Raw genomic sequence first — 15,784 nt, 5'->3', positions numbered from 1 at the left:
GCTGTCACCGTCCTGGGCCGTGTGACTGGATCACGCGTTGCAAGCGCAGGATCTCGCCGTGTGCGGCGGCCAGTCGCTGTTCGAGTTCCTGGATGCGCTCGCGGTGAGTGGTGCGCTCACGACGAAGGGTTTCGGTAAGGGAATGGATGACCGTGCCGTCGTCGGCTGCGGGCGTCTGAGGGGCAGGTCGGTCCTCGGTCCGTTGCTGGCCGCGCAGGGCTTCGATGCGATTGCGCAGGTCGGTGTGGGCATAGAGGAAGTCCAGGCTGACACCCGCCCTGCGGGCGACGGCCCGGAAGTTAATCTCCTCGCCCTCCTTGATCAGTTTTCGGATGCCCGCGTCTGCTCGCTGGACGGCCTGCTGGTGTTTGTCCTGGGCGGCCTGTCGCAGGGCGGCGATTCGCCGGTCAGCAGGAGGCACGGTTTCCGGGGTCGTTTCATCCGGCTGTTTGTTCATGAGCGTGATGCCCCTTTGCGGTCCGAGGCGTCGGCGGCGTCCTGGTAGCCCGTGCGACCGAGCACGCCGGCGCTGCGGACGGCGGTGGTGCTGTCGGCTGGCTGGGTTTCGAGGGCGGTGACCTCCAGCTGCATGCTGCGGATTTCTGCGTTGCGCTGTTCCAGCCAGACGTTGGCCGCGCTCATCGGCTCGCCGTACCGTTCGGTGTGGCGGGTCTGCCGGGCGGCGACCAGGGTCTGGGTTTCGGCGAGTTGACGCTGGATGTCCGGTAGGAAGGTGCGGTCGGTCGCGAAGTGGTCGCAGCCATGGCATGCGTTTCCCTTGTCGCAGGAGCGGGTGGGTGGCAGCAGGCAGTAACCGTTGGGCAGGATGCGGTCGGTGCGGCGGTCGAGCTGCACGAGGTCGAGCATGTCGCGGCGGTCCATTCCGATCTCGCGCCCGTCGCGCCCGACCTTGGCCAGGGCGAGGAATTCGCGCTCGGCAGTGCTCGCAAGGGTCGCCGCGTATCGCATCGTCATCTCCGGGGAGAGGTGGCCGAGGTAGCGCTGGACGACGTGGATGGGGGCACCGGCGTTGATGAGCGTGGTGGCCTTCGTGTGACGGAGCCGGTGGCTTCGTGAGTAGAGGAGGAGCTCGCCGTGTGAGTCGCGCATGTCCAGGTGGTGGCTGAAGTCCTTCAGGACGTGGTTGTAGTTGCTGGTCTCCCAGGACTTGGTGCCGTGCCGGTTGCCGGTGGTCTTCGGGAACAGGTAGCGGATGGTCTCGGCGGGGCCCAAGTGCCAGTTCTCGCGCACCCATGCCTGCTGTTCCCGGATGATCTCGACCACGTCGCGTCCGACAGGGATGGTGTTCGGCGCCGCGTCGATTTTCGTCTGCTGGTAGCGGAGCCGCGCGACCATCCCGCCCTCAGGAACGGCGGCGTCCAGGCCGGGGATGTCGGACAGCGGCTCGAAGTCCATCATCAGTACTTCGCTGGCCCGGCGTCCGGTCATGGCTTGGATGAGTCAAGCCCGCATGACTGCAGGATGTCCGAGCCCGGCCAGATCGACCTGGCAGGCGTCGCGGGCGACGGTGCGGGTCTGCTCGGTCGGCAGGCCGAGGAGCTCGATGTGGGTGAGCATGCTGCTGAGGTCGGTGTGGTTGATGTAGTTGCGTTCATCGGCCTCGCGGACCTCGCGCTGACGGGGCCGGTCGGCGGGGCGGAACATGCGGGCATGGCTGTCGGTGAGCGCCAGCCACCGCGCATCGTCCAGGGCTTCGGCGGCCTCGGTGCGGCAGTCGGTCATGACCCGGTAGAACAGGTCGATCGTCTGCAGGTTCTTGTTGATCGTCCTCGGCTGGAGGCTGCCGCCGACCTTGGCTCGGCCCGGTGCCTCGCGCTGCCAGTTGTGCAGGAAGGTGCCAAAGTCGAGCGCGAGTGCGCGCAGACTCCGCTCGGAGCCGTCCGCCAAGGCGGGGTGGTCGATTCCGTGCTCGGTCACGAACGCGGCGAAGCGTGCCGTGTTCACGTGGTGCTGCATCACTGTCGACCAGGTCAGCTGCCCGGATTCCATCTGCAGCCGTAGGTAGAACTTGGTCTCCTCCCGCAGCCAGGCAGGGGTGATGTCGCCCCAGCGGACGGCGGTGTTGGCGCGTGGTTCGTGTTCGCGCCGCGGGATGCGTGGGTCCAGCCGCAGCGACCAGATGTCGTGGCGCCACCAGTCGACCTCGCTGGCGTACTGCCGCAGTAGCCGTTCCAGCATGCCGCGCAGGGTGTGCTGGGCTCGGATCCGGTGCCCGGGGGCGGGCATCCGGCCCCGGTCGGCATGGAATCTCCGGGCCCAGGCGGTCATCCACTCGGCCAGCGACCGGTCGGCGAAAGAGGCGACGTGCGCGTGGCGTGCGATGACGTCGGCGGCGGTGGCCGCCCAGCGGTTCCACTCGCTGGCGTGGGCCTGTCGTTCACCGGTGCGCGCGCAGGTTGCCAGCCACCATCCGACCTCGCGGCGCATGACCAGCGGCAGGGCGGTGATGTCCAGCCGGACCTGCCGCGATCCGCGCATGAACACCCCGGCCAGCTTGGGGTCCCGCCCATCGAAGAGTGGCCCGGCGAACACCGGGTCCAAGCCGTCGATCAGCGCGGCGCTCTGTGCGAACCGGTCCGGTCCGGTCGAACCGCCGGCAGGAACTGACGGGAGGCGGTGGTCTGTCATGCCGTACTTCCCTCCAGACCACGCCAGTTGGTGGTGAACGACTTCCAGTTCGCCAGGGTCTTCAGCTCGGTGTCTTCGGTGACCCAGCCATAGAGGGTCAGCGTGGTCTGCACATCGGCGTGGCCCATTCGCCGCATCACCACGTGCTCGTGAGCCCCGGACAGCAGCAGCGCAGTCGCGTGGGTATGGCGCCACCAATGCGGCGTCCAGGCGGACGGAACGGCCTTCCCCAGTCGGCGCTTGAGGCGGTCGACCAGGTCGTAGACGGTCTCCGGCCGCAGCGGCGCGAGCCACTCACCGCGACGCAGGTTGACGAACACCCACCAGTTCTCCAGGTCGACTGCCCGGTGGGCGTCGGCGTCGCACAGTTCCCACACGTACTCGCTGTGCAGACGCTCCAGGTCGTCGCTGATGTAGATGCGGCGGAACCGGCCGTTCTTCACTCGCACCCCGGCCGGGTGGTCTTGCCGCGGCACGACCTCGACGAACGGGGTACTGCCCCGGCCGACGTGCCAGTCGCAGTGCTTGAGCGACAGGCACTCGCCCAGCCGCATCCCGGTCTCACTCAGCGTCGCGAACAGCAGCCGGTCGCGTACCGATCCCGACCACTGCCCTGAGCCGGCGTCGAAGCGTGCGCACCCGTCGAGGATGGCCCCGGCCTGGGCTGGCGTGAGCACCGGTGCCGGGCCCCGATTGCGGGGGCGGACGCGCACCGCCGGGCTCGCATGGTCGTTGCCACGGCCCAGGTGAGCCAACGCGCCGATGTATCGGCTCCGGGCCCGGCGACCACCGACGCGGTAGAGCCGTCCGGCGACTGCCACTCCGCGCACATCCGCGTGGTATCGGTAGAACGACAGCACCGCCGCCACCCGCAGCCCCACCGTCGACTCCGCCACCCCGCCCCGGCCAGCACCAGCACCTGGCAAGCGGTGCACTCCGACCGGATCGCCGGTCCGCAGCACCGTCAGGAATGGCAGGAACGACGGCAGCGTCACCTCGTCCCACGCCAGCCCGGCCGCCTCCAAGTACTCCCACCACGCACTCAGCGACGCGGCGTAGGAACGCAGGGTGTGAGGCGACGCGTCCCGGCCGACGCGCAAGAACTCCAAGAACTCCCCGACGGGCACGACCGGGAGGTAGTTGGCACCGACCACCGTCCACGTCCGCCCATCACCAAACTCAACTCTCTGTACCGGCACGACGCCATGCTGCCGACGTCACCGACGCTGCCGGGCGACCCCGGATAGCAAAACGCCAACGACCACGACAACGAGTGAACCCCACGCAGACTCACGTTCCAGACGGGCACAAAAGAACCCCGGATAACTGCGGGCCTTCGACTTCGACGCCAACCCCAACATCGACGCGGCGACCATCCACACCGTCGCCAGCTGCGAGTGGATCAAGAAGAGTCAGCCGCTCTGCCTGATCGGCGATTCCGGCACCGGCAAGTCCCACATGCTCATCGCCCTGGGGACGGAGGCGGCGATGAAGGGCTACCGCGTCCGCTACACGCTCGCCACGAAGCTGGTGAACGAGCTGTTCGAGGCCGCCGACGAGGAGCAGCTCAACAAGACGATTGCCCGCTACGGCCGCGTTGATCTTTTGTGCATTGACGAACTCGGCTACATGGAACTCGACCGCCACGGCGCCGAGCTCCTCTTCCAGGTCTTGACCGAGCGTGAGGAGAAGAACAGCGTCGCCATCGCGTCCAACGAGTCCTTCGGCGGCTGGACCAAGACCTTTACCGATCCTCGCCTCTGCGCGGCCATCGTCGACCGCCTCACCTTCAACGGCACGATCATCGAGACCGGCACCGACTCCTACCGCCTCGCCACCACCCGAGCACGAGCCGAAGAGCAAGCCAACGCCAGCTGACGTCCGACGACTCTGTCTCAACGTTCGCCGCCCGCCCTGGGCGGCGAGCTGTCCGTCACGCTGGTGCATTCACCGACGTCCTGGGTGACTACCTGCTGTCGCCGGAAAGGGTTAAAGTCCGGCGCCAAGTACCTGCAGCCATCAACAATGTTCGTATGACCATCACCTCGCAGGCTCGCTCGTTCGACACGGCTGCCGCCAGCTACGCTGCGAACCGTCCTTCATACCCGTCCGAATTGCTCGACGCGGTCGAGGAACTCACCGGCCGCCCATTGGAGGGCGCTCGCGTTGCCGACGTCGGGGCCGGCACCGGACTGGCGACGATGCTTCTCCGGGCCCGCGGTGCGAACGTCATCGCTGTCGAGCCCGGCCCCGGGATGGCCTCCCAGTTCCGTCTCAGCCTGCCCGACGTCCCCCTTGTGATCGGGGACGGCAACAACCTGCCGCTGGCCTCCGCCTCCGTCGACGTCCTCACATATGCCCAAGCCTGGCACTGGACCGATCAGCGCAAATCCGTTCCGGAAGCTCTCCGAGTCCTACGCACCGGTGGTGCACTCGCCCTCTGGTGGAACGACTCAGACAGCACTATTCCGTGGATTGCCAACCAGGACGCGCGCTTGCGCCGGCTTTTCGGTGCCGACGACAGCCCTCACGACCCCATGGCCCGGTTCCGCGGACTGCCGTCCGAGCTCGGCTTCGTCCATCGGCACGTGCCGTGGACCCGGAGCGTTCCACTTGACATGCACCTCGCCAACCTCGCCAGCTACTCCGACTTCCTCGTCCTCGGCAAGGAAGCAACGAACACCTTTATTGCCAAGGAGCGCGACCTCCTGACTGAGGTCTTCCCGAACCGGATGGTCGAGGAGCACTACGTCGTCAGCTTGGCTGTCACCACCTGCTGACACAGCGCTGCGACACGTTGGCGACCGCCAGCGGACAGAGGTGCCGTCAATTCTCGGGCTCTGGCTCACTTTCCGTGGAGGGCTAACTGAGTGTGATGTCAGTGGTGTGTGGTGGGATGGCCGGACTCTGCTGCCGTGACCTGCTGGGAGTCCGCCTTGATGCCCGTGTACTCGTCTCTGACTCACGCCCTGGCCGAAGCCTTGGTCGACGTCCTGTGGTTCATCGAGGGCAGTGAAGACGAGCAGATGGATCCGGACGACGCCGTCAGGATTCTGGAGGGTGTCGCCCACCTGGCCAGCAAGCTGTCGAACGACCAGCGGAGCGAATTGATCGACCTACTCGGAACGATGGCCGAAGCCGAGTCCGATCCTGCTCGGCGGGAGTTCCTGGAAGGGTTCCCGGCAGGCTTCGGGCTCCTTGATGATGCGGTCTGACCTGTGCTTCACGAGTAGAGCAGGACGCGCTTGCGGAGGAGATGAAAGCCGGCCCGACCGAACATCTGGCGCTTGAGCATCTTGATTCGGTTGACGTGTCCTTCGACGACGCCGGAGCTCCAGGGCAGTGTGAGACCAGCGATGACGGCGTCGCGGTCACGGTCGATGCCTGCGGCGAGGGTGTGAAGGCCGGGAAGGTCGTCTCGCCGGACGGCATCGAGCCACTGCGGCAGCCGTTCGCCCTGGCGCTCGGTGAGCATCTGGCCGAAGGAGCGGACGTGGCCTGTGAGGGCGTCCATTTCAGGGCAGTTGACAAGCACGGCCTTGAGTCGAAGGTGCTCCGTCTCGGTGAGGGTCTCTGGCCGGCGAAGGATCCATCCGGCAACGACCCGGGGTGACGGTGGCCGAGCTGTGACGGGGCCGGGAGAGAGACGCTTCTCCCGGAAGTAGGCGCGAACCCGCTGGTAGCTGCCCTGATAGCCGAGCGAAACGATCTCCTCCCACACCCTCCAGGCGTTCGTGCAGCCTTGGTTCCAGCGTTCATCCAGGTAGGGCTTGAAGGCGTCGAGTTTGGATGGCCGGCCCTGCCACTGTCCATGGAACAGGTCCTCCGGGGTGGCTGCATCGGCGAAGAGCTTGACGGTGCGGGAGGTCATACGAAGTTGGCGGCCGATCGCCCTGCGGCTGAGCCCGGCTGCCAGTAGTTCGTGGACGGTCGCGTGGTTGGCACGGGTTCGGTCAGCGAAGCGGTGTCCCCTCGGCCAAGGCGATCCGGAGGGGTCTTCGAACTTCTCCGGCTCTGGGGCAGGCTGGGCCGGATCCGGCGCCAGGGCCTTCAGGCATCCGCGGTGGTCCGCGACGCACCGTTCCGCAGCCTCGCTCAGGTTGTGCCAAAGATGCCACCTGTCCGCGACCTGCACCGCCTGTGGTGCCCCGGCCGTGGCGCCTTCGGCGAAGAACGGTGCCCGATCACGGCAGACCACCTCCACCCCTGGCCGTTTCACGAGCCAAGCGGCCAGGCTGGACGCCTCCCGGTCAGGCAGCAGATCGACTGGACGCAGGCTCTCGACGTCGACCAGGACAGTCCCGTAGTGACGCCCCTTGCGGGTCGCGTACTCATCGACACCGACCACCCGCGGGGCCGGAACTTCGGGGTCGGGCAACGCTTCGACCAGCCGCAGCACCGTGCTGCGGCTCACGGAAACACCGAGCATGCTCGCCAGGCGGGCACCGGCCCGACCGGCGAGCGCGAGCCCGACCGCGGCCAGCGTCGACCGCAGGCGCTCGGTCCGCCGACCGTACCGACGAGTCAAGCCTGGCAGCTGTTCGGCGAAGGTCCTCTGCCCGCACGAGGTGACCGGGCAGAGGAACCTGCGGACTCGCAAACAGAGAGCAACCCGTCTGCCACCGCTGGGCACATCAGCGGGAAAGCGCAGGTAGGAGCTGTGAACCCGCCGTGACCAGATCCCGCATCCGGGACAGGCGGCCCCAGCCACCGTGCTTTGAGCCTCTATGAGTACCGCCTCGTCGTTCACATCGACCGACAGCACCGCCACATCCGGGATCGACGGGAACAGCAACTCCTCCAGCCGGAGCACCACTTCTTCCACGAGCCGAACTGTCAGCCCCACCCCACCCGGTACGGGTCAATTCCGGGCAACTTCCTCCGGGCCCGCTCACCCAACAACCGTCACTCAGCGTGCAAGCTCCACGGAAAGTGAGCCAGAGCCAATTCTCGTGAACAAACATGGCGGGGCTGGGCACTCACTGCTGCTCAAACAGATCGACAAACGCTGTCGCTCGAAGTGAACGAAGCCAGAGCACGGAAGTGCGCCATACGCTGACCGTTATTGCAGCCCGCGAGTCGGTGCCCTCCCCAACGTGCGCGGACATCTTCCGCAAGGCGGACGAGGCCAACCTGCCGCAGTAAGCACGGAGACCCCTACTCCGGGCCGTTGGCGCCAGCAATACAACGTAGCCTGACGGTCGATCTACTGCTCAGACTGCCGCCCCCGACCAGCGTGAGCAATCCGAGAGCCGGTCACACCAGCCCTTTGACCTGCGTCTTCAAGTTGGCGGAGGCTCATTCCACTCGGTGGACTCCACTCAAGGTGGAGTGGAGTGGATGCCGTGCATCGCCGGTGCGCATCGCGGCATCGAGTGGGCAGCATCGGGTGCACTCAAAGGACGTCGCCCGTTTCTCCCCTCTCAAGCACGCCAACCTCAATCGCTCGGGCCGCTACAGGTTCGCCGCCCGCCCGCCGCGCGAGGGCCTGCGGCCCCTGCGCGGCCCGGCGACCGTCCACCTCGAAGAGGATGATGAGGCCCTGGAGGAGTAGGCGGCTGTGTTCTGGGGCGCTGCACGGCCGCGGCGTAGGCCTGCGCGGGCCACGGGCGCATGCGCCGCAGGCGGCAATGCCTCCATTACTTCGTGGCCGTCTCAGACCTGTCGGCCGAGGAAGGCCAGCAGCCGCGCATGCGCCGGCGCGTCCGCGGGGGCCTGGGCCTCGGGTCCGAACATGCCAGGTCGGCGGAAGGCGTCCATGTCCACCCGTCGCATGCGTGCCAGCAGGCCCTCGCACAGGTGCTGGTCGATGAGGTCGGTCCGGTCGGCGGTCAGGGCCAGGTCGAGGCCATGGACGAGGACCTCGGTGAGGTGGATCAGTGCTGCCGTCGGTCCCGGGACGGTGCCGAAGCCGAGGTGGAGCGTCGCCTTGTCGAGGTCGGCGTCCGTGGGGGCGGCGTGCTGCCAGGCCGTGCGGTCGGCCTCGGCGGCGGCCGCGTAGGCGCCTGCAGCGTCGGTGCCGAGCCAGTCGTCGTGGTGTTCGCCTCCGGGGTCGGTGCCAGTCAGTTCGGCGGCGGAGATCCGTATGCCGCCGACGAGGTGGTTGAGCGTGGTGCGCGCGTCCCAACCCGGGCAGGGGGTGGGGCTCGACCAGCTGTGGCCATCGATGGCCTCGACCACAGCGCCTGTCATGGCCAGCGCCCGGCCGATGTGCCCGACCACAGCGGGCCGGCGGGCCATCACCCGGTCCAGCCAGTCGTAGATCCGGGCGAACGCCAGCTTTTGGGCGCCGGACTGGCAGTGCGCTTCGGCGCCCTCCTCCTCGGTGAACGCCATGAACGTCTTCTCGCACCGCAGGTGGTCGTACAGCTTCTCCGGCTGGCCCTTGAAGAAGCCGTCGTCCTCACCGGAGCAGACCAGCACCGGGCAGGCGATCCGCTCGGCGGTGCCATCGCGCAGGTGGTAGTCGAGGTAGGCGGCGCAGAACGCGCGCGGGCTGTCGGCGTCCATCGCGAACATGCCCTGCTCGATGGCCCACTTGAGGGTGGGGGTGGCAGCCATGACGGTCTCGATCACCGCATCGAGGGCGGGGTCGTGAGCGGCGCGCAGCCGACGCTCGGCCTCGTCGCGGGGCAGTGCTAGAGGGGCGGTGCTGATGTCCCCGAGGTCGAAGACGCCGTCGAGCGTGACGACGGCGGCGATCCGACGGTCGAACGCGGCGGCGCGGGGCGCCAGGTAGCCGCCCATGCTGGCGCCGAACACGGCGATCCGCTTCGCGTCGACGCCGGGCAGCGCCATCGCGAAGTCGAGCACTGGGGTGATGACGTTCTCCCAGTCCGGCCGGAACGTCAGCCCTTGGCGGTGGCGGGCGCCGGGCTGTCCGGGGCCGTCGAAGGCCAGGACGGTATAGCCGCGTTCGACGGCTGCCGCCGCGCCGAAGAAGTGCATCTCCTCGGCGGTGCCGTCGAAGCCGTTGAACATCACCACGGTCGGGCGCGGAAGACCGGAGTCCTCAGGACGGTAGAGATAGCCGGGCAGCGTCGTGTCCTCGTAGGGGATGGCGACCGGCGTGATCGCGGGGGTGAACAGCTCCGCGGCCTGGCGGAAGCAGGCGACGGAGGCATCGTAGGCGTGGCGGATGCGCGGGTCGGCGGCGTTGCCGTGCAGGAAGAACTCGGCACAGCGGTAGTAGTTCGAAGCGCGCAGCAACCCGTCCCGGGTGCTGGTGCGGTGGCCGCCTTCCAGTGAGGTATGGGCCTGGCCGGCGACCCGGTCGGCGGTGGCCAGCCACTGATCGTGCCAGCTGTCGTAGTCGCCGTCGGCGATGTTCTGGGCGGTGGTGGCGACCTCGCCGAAGTCGGCGCCGCCATAGGCGATGTGACCGAGAGTCCGCAGGGTCTCGTACCAGAACGAAGGGTGGTCGGGGAAGAAGATCGGCTTCACCAGAGAACTCCTAACGCAGTTGATGACTGCCTTAAGCGAGACCATAGACCGACCTTCGCTGCTAACGCAAAAATTTCCTGCGTTAAGCTGGGTGTCGTGAACGGGAACCCCGCAACAGCCACCCCGCCGACACCGCCTCCCGCCCGCCGCCCGGGAGGCCGCAGCACCCGGGTCCGCACGGCCGTCCACCAGGCCGTCGCCGACCTGATCGCCGAACGCGGCTACGGCACCTTCGCGGTGGCCGAGGTCGCCGACCGCGCCGGCGTCGCTGACACCAGCATCTACCGCCGCTGGGGCACCCTGGAGGCGCTGTTGATGGACATGGTCGTCAGCCGCCTGACCGAGTACTCGCCCATCCCCGACACCGGCAGCCTCGCTGGCGACCTGCGCTCCTTCGCCACCAAGGCCGCCGAGGATGTCACCGGGCCGGACGGCCTGGCCCTGCTGCGCACCGTCGTCACCGCGCTGGCCGCCGGCCCTGACGGCGAGTCGGCCCGCGACCGGTTCCTTTCCATCCGCTCCGAGCAGCTCCAGGGCATGCTGGAGCGGGCCCGCACCCGCGGCGAGGACGCCCCCGACATGCTGGAGGTGCTGGACGGCGTCCTGGCGCCGATTTACATCCGGGTGCTGTTCGGCGTCGCACCCCTGACACCGGACTACGTCAATGGCCTGGTCGACCGCATGCTCACGCGCCGACCGGGGTGACCGCTCGCCGGTCGGAGCCTGGCGCCCGAGTGCGCTGAGCACGGCGGACGCAATGACAGCACGCGGCATCCACATCACGAGCCGCGGCAAGCCGACGCGAACCTTCGCTGCGAGCTCAACGACAGGCTCCAGGTCGTGGAGAACTGGAACAGCGCCAACCACGGCCTGCTACACGGCAAGGACGGCGACCTGCCCGGCTCCGACAAGAAGTCCCACGAGGTCTCCATGCTCGCCCCGCACCTGCTCCAGTCCGCGCTGGCACACGTCAACACCCTGCCCCTCCAGGACATCCTGAGCGAGGAGAGGTGGCAGAACAGGCCCACCGACGGGCCCTGTCGCCGCTGTCCTGAGCCCACATCAATGCTCGGCCGGTACTCGTTCCAGCTCCCCGAACTGCCGGGCGGCCTGCGCCCGCTGCGCGACCCGGACTCGGCCGAAGATGAGTGACCCCGGTGCGGGTGACCGTCACCGCCGAGGCTGTCCCGGCGGTGACGTTTGCACTGGTCACCGGCTCGTAGGGTGCCGGGAGCCGTAACACCGGCGGAGGGCGTGGCGGCTATGCGTGGCGGCGGGGGCGGTAGGCGGCTGGTGAGAGCTCCGGGCTGCTGCTGGGCCGGGACTGGGGTGCGGGCGGCCGTCACACCGGGTGGGTGCGGCGGCCGTGGGTGGGATCGGCTCGTGGTTCGAGTCAGTCATCAGAGCGGCGGATCAGCCCGGCGTCACCGCACCCTCTGGCACTCCGAACCACTCCTCCAGCGCCTCCGCCAGCCCGGCCGTCGACGTCGGCGCCTGCGCCCCCGCGTCGGCCGCCCAGGCCGTGAAGCCGTCCGGACGGACGAGGATCGCCGCCAGGTCCGGGCGGTACGGGCAGCCGGCCGTCAGGGTGTCGACGCGGCCGGCATACCCCGCAGCGAGGGCCCGGAGCTCCGGGTCGTCGGTGAGGTCGAGCAGGAGCGCCCGGCCGCCATGGAGGTGGTCCGCGAGGCGGCCGCCGTCGGTGAGTTCGAGGTCCGGGGTGCTGCGGCCGGTCAGCGGGTGCTCGCCCGGCAGCTCGTATCGCACCCCTGCACTGTTCCGGAAGACGGCTTCATCGTCAAGATCAGCTGACCGATGATGCGGGCTCGCCCCAAGTATTTCCCTTGGAGCGAGCCCGCTTCGTCACCGCTGGAGCCAGAAGTCGACGACGTACTTCTCCACGCCGTAGGCGACCCCTTCTTGCTCGGACACCCGCTTGGCCTCGGCCCTACCCGAACAGCTCACCCGGACCCGCCACCGGCCCGGGGTGCCCAAGTTGATCAGATCGGGCAAGCGGCCATAGGCCGTCGACCAGGCCGCGACATCCCCGGTGGCCGACTCGAAGTCGACCTCATCCTGCTCGTCCCAGGGCCCTCCACCCGTCTCTGGCTCCATGTCCCAGACCCGCACCCGCACCTCGGCGTCGTGCGTATGCGCGCCGCTGTACACATCAATCCTGCGCGCATGCTGGGTCAGGAAGCCGCCTTGCACATATGCCTGGTTGTACGGCACTGGGACCAAGCTGTCGTCCGACTCCTGGAAGGCGAAACTGTTGAAGGAAACCCGCACGTCAAGCGCGTCTTCTCGGACCAATTGGGCCACGAAAGCGCTCCATTCCTCATCCGGCGGGGAAGATCAAACGACACTCTAACGAGCCCGTGCAAGTGTCCAAGGCCTCCCACACACGGCCCATCCCATCGCGCCCGAGCTCGCGTTCCAGCCGGTACCTCCCTGCGACCACCATGCCGGCCCAGTCGACGACCCTCTCGTCGGGCCCGTTGCCGACTGGCGCAGCGGCTCAGGCCGATCAGGCCCGTCTCGAACTGAAGGTCACGCAGAGCCCAGTGGCCGCAGCACCAGCCGCTGCCGCCGCTGCCCGACGAGCTTCCCTCGGCCCCGACACACTGTCACGACGCCCTGCTGCGGCACCCGGTACGACTTCTTACCCGGGTGGGTGACACCCGCCAGGCAGCAACGATTCTCCGCCGATCAGGGGCCGGAACGTGATCGGCGTGATTCGTCATCTGCGCCGCACCGCGCTCCTCACAGCCCTCTGGGCACTCGCCGGGCTCGTGCTGACCCCCGCTCGACGACCCAACGGCGAGGCAGCACGCGGAAACCGCTGGTGTCGTCGCTGCGTTTGTCAGGACGCGGGGCACCTCCTGCTGGTGGGCAGGGGTCGCCTTGTGCTGAACAGCTGCCTCCTTGAGCCACGCCGGAACTGCGTCAACGTAGGTACGCAGCCACTGGACCTCAGCTGGGTGGAGATGGTCCAGCAGGTCGGTGACCTGGCGGCGATCGAGGTGCGGGTTGCAGGCCAGGGCGGCGAGGGCGCTGACACGGTTGTCGTCGCTCAGGAGGCGCTTCGGTGTAGGGGCTTCATGCTCGTCATACGCGGAGGGGCGTTCGACGGCCGTGGGCCGGGGCAACTGTGCGACGACCTCGCACACTTTCGCCAGACTGTTCGCGTCGTTGCTGGTCAGAGCGAGGTCATGGGCAAGGGACACCGCCTCGTGCGGCTGAAGATGCCGCAATTTCCTGGCGTGGAGCAGACCCCCTTTCTTGACACAGCGGGCGGTTGTCTCATGCAGGGTGCCCGTGGCCAACTCCTGCAGCCGAGGATGCTGGGCCACACGCCGGGCGATGTTCCGCAGCCGCTGACGCTGGCTCTTCCCGGGCATTGGGAGCTCCGCCCACTCCGGCAGTACCAGGGCCGGCACACACGCAGCCAGAACCTCATCAGGGAGCTTCTCGGTCTCCACACAGTCCATGAGCATGTGCTGGACCACCCGCCCGAGCCCCTCGTCCTGCGTCAGCTCCAGCCACCGGTGCGGGCACCGCTCCAGCACCATGCCCACCGCATTCCAGGCCGGCCACCCCGACGGCTCCCAGTAGCGCCCCTGCGCCCCGGCGTTCACCGCGGCAAAGACGTCCAGCTTCGTGGCCATCAGGCTCAGACCACGGCGCAACACCACATTTACCAGCCACTCCGGTGCCGCTGGAGGTCGGCTCAGATCGGCCCGGCCGCAGGAGTGAGCACAGCAAGCCGCTTTCCGCCGCCCTCGTTGTTCCGTCAGGCGGCTCAGCCGAGCTCCTCCAGCTCAGCCGGCGCCGTCGGTATGGGCAGTGCTGGCAGCGGAGGTGGGTACATGAGCAGCTGGCGGCCGAGCGTCGGCGACGAAGTGACCGACGGCCGGACCAGCGCGATCGTCACAGACATCCGTGAAGGAATCCTGTGGCTCCGCGCTCCCGGCCGTGCCCCCTGGCCCGCCTACGATGAACAGCGCCTGAAAGTGACCAGGACGCGGGCCCAGCGAGTGGTCAAGACCAGCAGCGCTGATGGCCCCGCGCGGCAGGGGCCGCCAACATTGGGCCAGCGGCGGCGTGGCTAGTCGGTCGGGCCGGATCGGTGCACGTCGGCGCGCACCCGTGCCCGGACCCCGGGCTCACCCGGAAGGCGTCGTACTGGTGTGATCCCGGAGGTTGCCCACTGCTGCTGGAGGCTGTCCATCACCGCGCGCAGGGTGTTCTCGTCTGCGGCGGTGATGTCCAGGACTACGAGCCCGGGCTCGGCGATGTGCTGCTTGTCGATCTGCATGCCCTCACTGACGGCCCCGGCCGCGCCTGTGGTTCGCCGACGGGAAAGGCATCAGCCGTACGAGGGGCCCGGTCACCGGTTCGCCCGGCGCCGGTCGCGCGACTCGTCCCCGGTCCGTAGACATGAAGGGCAGCCGTGTCCGCCGACAGGACCGGGCCGGCTGCACCACTGCCAGGGAGTCACGCCAATGCCCCAGCGAGCGGCCAGGGACCGGTAGACCCCTGTAAGGCTGCACTGCGTGGGCCTGCGATCTTCCGGGCGGGGGCGGGTACATGTACCCGTATGGCACGTGAACGGATCCGGTGGCCAGCCGTCGTGGACCGAGCCCGGGAAATTGTGGAGAGCTACGAAGGCGGCGTCACGCTGCGCCAGGTCATGTACCGGCTCGTTTCCGAGGGGATGCTGCCGCGCACCCCGTCGATGTACCGGCATCTGTCCTCCCACCTCGCCCAGGCCCGCCGTGAGGGCACCTTCCCGGACCTGATCGACACTTTGCGCGAGGTCCACGTTCCGCCGGCCTGGCCGGACCCGCGCGCGTTCCTGCGCGAGGCCGCCACCTGGTTCGCCCTCGACCGCACCGAGGGCCAGCGCCCGCTGTACGTCGCGGCGGAGAAGGACACCCTCCGGCAACTCCTCACCGGCTGGCTGGCCGAGTACGGCATCCCGGTCCTGGTCGTCCGCGGCTTCGCCTCCCAGTCCTACGCCCAAGTCGTACGCCGCCGCACCGCCCGGCACGGCCGCGCCATGCTGCTCTGGTGCGGCGACTTCGACGCGAGCGGCGCGGACATCGAACGGGACTGGGTCCGGTCCGGCACACCGCAGACTGCTGGGACGAGGCCCGCAGGGTGCTCCTGACCCGCGAGCAGACCATCGAGTACGAACTGCCCTCCGCCGAGGGCAAGCACGGCGACCCGAGATGGCCGACCTTCGCCGCCACGGCCTCGACCCCACCCACCCCGTGCAGTGGGAGCTTGAAGCACTGGAACCAGCCGAGCTCCAGCGCCTGGTCCTCGCCGCCGTCGACCCGTTCATCGACCGCACCGTACTCGCCCGCCAGATCGCCCGCGAGGAAGAACAACGCCGCGCCCTGGCCGCCTTCCTGGACGGCTGGGACGCTGCGGGCGGAGGAGCACGGTCGTAGCGCCGGACGGACGCCCGCAGACTCAGGCTGGTGCTGGTGCTGGTGCTGGTGCTGGTGCTGGTGCTGGTGCCGGTGCCGGTGCCGGTGCCGGACGCAGTGACGCGAGCGGGGACCGCCGGCCTTTCTCCACCGAGCGCAGCTCCCAGTCGACTTCGGGGTGGGCGGGGATGACCGCGTCGACGGAGGCCGTGGTGTAGAGCGCGGCGTCGACAGCGTCTTTGGCTCTTGAGCTG

General features: G+C 68.5%; 16 protein-coding genes and 4 pseudogenes. 8 read left to right on the top strand and 12 right to left on the bottom strand.

Annotated elements, in window-relative coordinates; genetic code table 11:
* Positions 1-4: 4 nt before the first annotated feature.
* Genes ACF08M_RS38590 through ACF08M_RS38575 form a run of 4 tightly spaced genes read right to left on the bottom strand, consistent with a single transcriptional unit; the run spans position 5 to position 3,803 of the window.
* Positions 5-457, bottom strand: coding sequence for a DUF6262 family protein (locus tag ACF08M_RS38590; RefSeq protein ID WP_392189971.1), 453 nt, complete (start codon positions 455-457; stop codon positions 5-7).
* Positions 454-1,449, bottom strand: a complete 996-nt coding sequence (locus ACF08M_RS38585) for a tyrosine-type recombinase/integrase (protein WP_392189970.1) — start codon at positions 1,447-1,449, stop codon at positions 454-456. The genes ACF08M_RS38590 and ACF08M_RS38585 overlap by 4 nt, the downstream gene beginning before the upstream one ends.
* Positions 1,450-1,461: 12 nt before the next feature.
* Entirely contained in the window at positions 1,462-2,649 is a 1,188-nt protein-coding gene (locus ACF08M_RS38580; protein WP_392189969.1) for a hypothetical protein, read from the bottom strand.
* Positions 2,646-3,803: a tyrosine-type recombinase/integrase gene (locus ACF08M_RS38575; RefSeq protein ID WP_392189968.1), complete on the bottom strand. Its 1,158-nt coding sequence runs from the start codon at positions 3,801-3,803 to the stop codon at positions 2,646-2,648. The genes ACF08M_RS38580 and ACF08M_RS38575 overlap by 4 nt, the downstream gene beginning before the upstream one ends.
* A gap of 181 nt (positions 3,804-3,984) precedes the next feature.
* Here ACF08M_RS38575 and ACF08M_RS38570 point away from each other — a divergent pair.
* The 3 genes and pseudogenes from ACF08M_RS38570 to ACF08M_RS38560 all read left to right on the top strand — a co-directional run.
* Positions 3,985-4,527: pseudogene (locus ACF08M_RS38570) on the top strand (ATP-binding protein); the annotation flags it as partial.
* A 155-nt stretch (positions 4,528-4,682) separates the two neighbouring features.
* On the top strand, positions 4,683-5,429 hold the full coding sequence (locus tag ACF08M_RS38565) for a class I SAM-dependent methyltransferase (protein WP_392189967.1): 747 nt from the start codon (positions 4,683-4,685) through the stop codon (positions 5,427-5,429).
* A 135-nt stretch (positions 5,430-5,564) separates the two neighbouring features.
* Positions 5,565-5,864, top strand: a complete 300-nt coding sequence (locus ACF08M_RS38560; RefSeq protein WP_392189966.1) for a hypothetical protein — start codon at positions 5,565-5,567, stop codon at positions 5,862-5,864.
* An 8-nt stretch (positions 5,865-5,872) separates the two neighbouring features.
* Here the strand turns inward: ACF08M_RS38560 and ACF08M_RS38555 are convergent, their stop codons facing one another.
* Complete coding sequence (locus ACF08M_RS38555) at positions 5,873-7,360, bottom strand: ISL3 family transposase (RefSeq protein ID WP_392189988.1); 1,488 nt, start codon at positions 7,358-7,360, stop codon at positions 5,873-5,875.
* 678 nt (positions 7,361-8,038) lie between these two features.
* Here ACF08M_RS38555 and ACF08M_RS38550 point away from each other — a divergent pair.
* Positions 8,039-8,203, top strand: a complete 165-nt coding sequence (locus ACF08M_RS38550) for a hypothetical protein (protein ID WP_392189965.1) — start codon at positions 8,039-8,041, stop codon at positions 8,201-8,203.
* Between the two features lie 101 nt (positions 8,204-8,304).
* Here ACF08M_RS38550 and ACF08M_RS38545 read toward each other — a convergent pair whose 3' ends face one another.
* On the bottom strand, positions 8,305-10,092 hold the full coding sequence (locus tag ACF08M_RS38545) for a TIGR03086 family metal-binding protein (RefSeq protein WP_392189964.1): 1,788 nt from the start codon (positions 10,090-10,092) through the stop codon (positions 8,305-8,307).
* Positions 10,093-10,188: 96 nt separating this feature from the next.
* On the opposite strand from ACF08M_RS38545, the gene ACF08M_RS38540 reads away from it, so the two are divergent.
* Both ACF08M_RS38540 and ACF08M_RS38535 read left to right on the top strand, forming a co-directional pair.
* A complete protein-coding gene (locus ACF08M_RS38540; protein WP_392189963.1) occupies positions 10,189-10,797 on the top strand; it encodes a TetR/AcrR family transcriptional regulator in 609 nt (202 codons plus the stop codon).
* An 18-nt stretch (positions 10,798-10,815) separates the two neighbouring features.
* A complete protein-coding gene (locus tag ACF08M_RS38535; protein ID WP_392189987.1) occupies positions 10,816-11,244 on the top strand; it encodes a Tn3 family transposase in 429 nt (142 codons plus the stop codon).
* Positions 11,245-11,505: 261 nt separating this feature from the next.
* Here ACF08M_RS38535 and ACF08M_RS38530 read toward each other — a convergent pair.
* From ACF08M_RS38530 to ACF08M_RS38510, 5 genes and pseudogenes are all read right to left on the bottom strand, one after another.
* Positions 11,506-11,856 (bottom strand): annotated as a pseudogene (locus ACF08M_RS38530) (FAD-dependent oxidoreductase); the annotation flags it as partial.
* A gap of 99 nt (positions 11,857-11,955) precedes the next feature.
* Entirely contained in the window at positions 11,956-12,381 is a 426-nt protein-coding gene (locus ACF08M_RS38525) for a hypothetical protein (RefSeq protein WP_392189962.1), read from the bottom strand.
* A gap of 483 nt (positions 12,382-12,864) precedes the next feature.
* Positions 12,865-12,954 (bottom strand): annotated as a pseudogene (locus ACF08M_RS38520) (IS5/IS1182 family transposase); the annotation flags it as partial.
* A 940-nt stretch (positions 12,955-13,894) separates the two neighbouring features.
* Positions 13,895-14,032: a hypothetical protein gene (locus tag ACF08M_RS38515; RefSeq protein WP_392189961.1), complete on the bottom strand. Its 138-nt coding sequence runs from the start codon at positions 14,030-14,032 to the stop codon at positions 13,895-13,897.
* Positions 14,033-14,200: 168 nt separating this feature from the next.
* Positions 14,201-14,410, bottom strand: coding sequence for a DUF6207 family protein (locus tag ACF08M_RS38510; protein ID WP_392189960.1), 210 nt, complete (start codon positions 14,408-14,410; stop codon positions 14,201-14,203).
* 336 nt (positions 14,411-14,746) lie between these two features.
* Between ACF08M_RS38510 and ACF08M_RS38505 the strand changes: the two genes are divergently transcribed.
* Complete coding sequence (locus ACF08M_RS38505) at positions 14,747-15,265, top strand: hypothetical protein (RefSeq protein ID WP_392189959.1); 519 nt, start codon at positions 14,747-14,749, stop codon at positions 15,263-15,265.
* 61 nt (positions 15,266-15,326) lie between these two features.
* Positions 15,327-15,551, top strand: coding sequence for a hypothetical protein (locus ACF08M_RS38500; protein ID WP_392189958.1), 225 nt, complete (start codon positions 15,327-15,329; stop codon positions 15,549-15,551).
* Between the two features lie 22 nt (positions 15,552-15,573).
* Here ACF08M_RS38500 and ACF08M_RS38495 read toward each other — a convergent pair.
* Positions 15,574-15,784: pseudogene (locus ACF08M_RS38495) on the bottom strand (hypothetical protein); the annotation flags it as partial.

It is taken from the genome of Streptomyces sp. NPDC015032 (assembly GCF_043080425.1).
Taxonomy (GTDB): Bacteria; Actinomycetota; Actinomycetes; order Streptomycetales; family Streptomycetaceae; genus Streptomyces.
The sequence above is the reverse complement of the archived record's forward strand: the minus strand, read 5'-3'. Positions and strand labels throughout refer to the sequence as shown.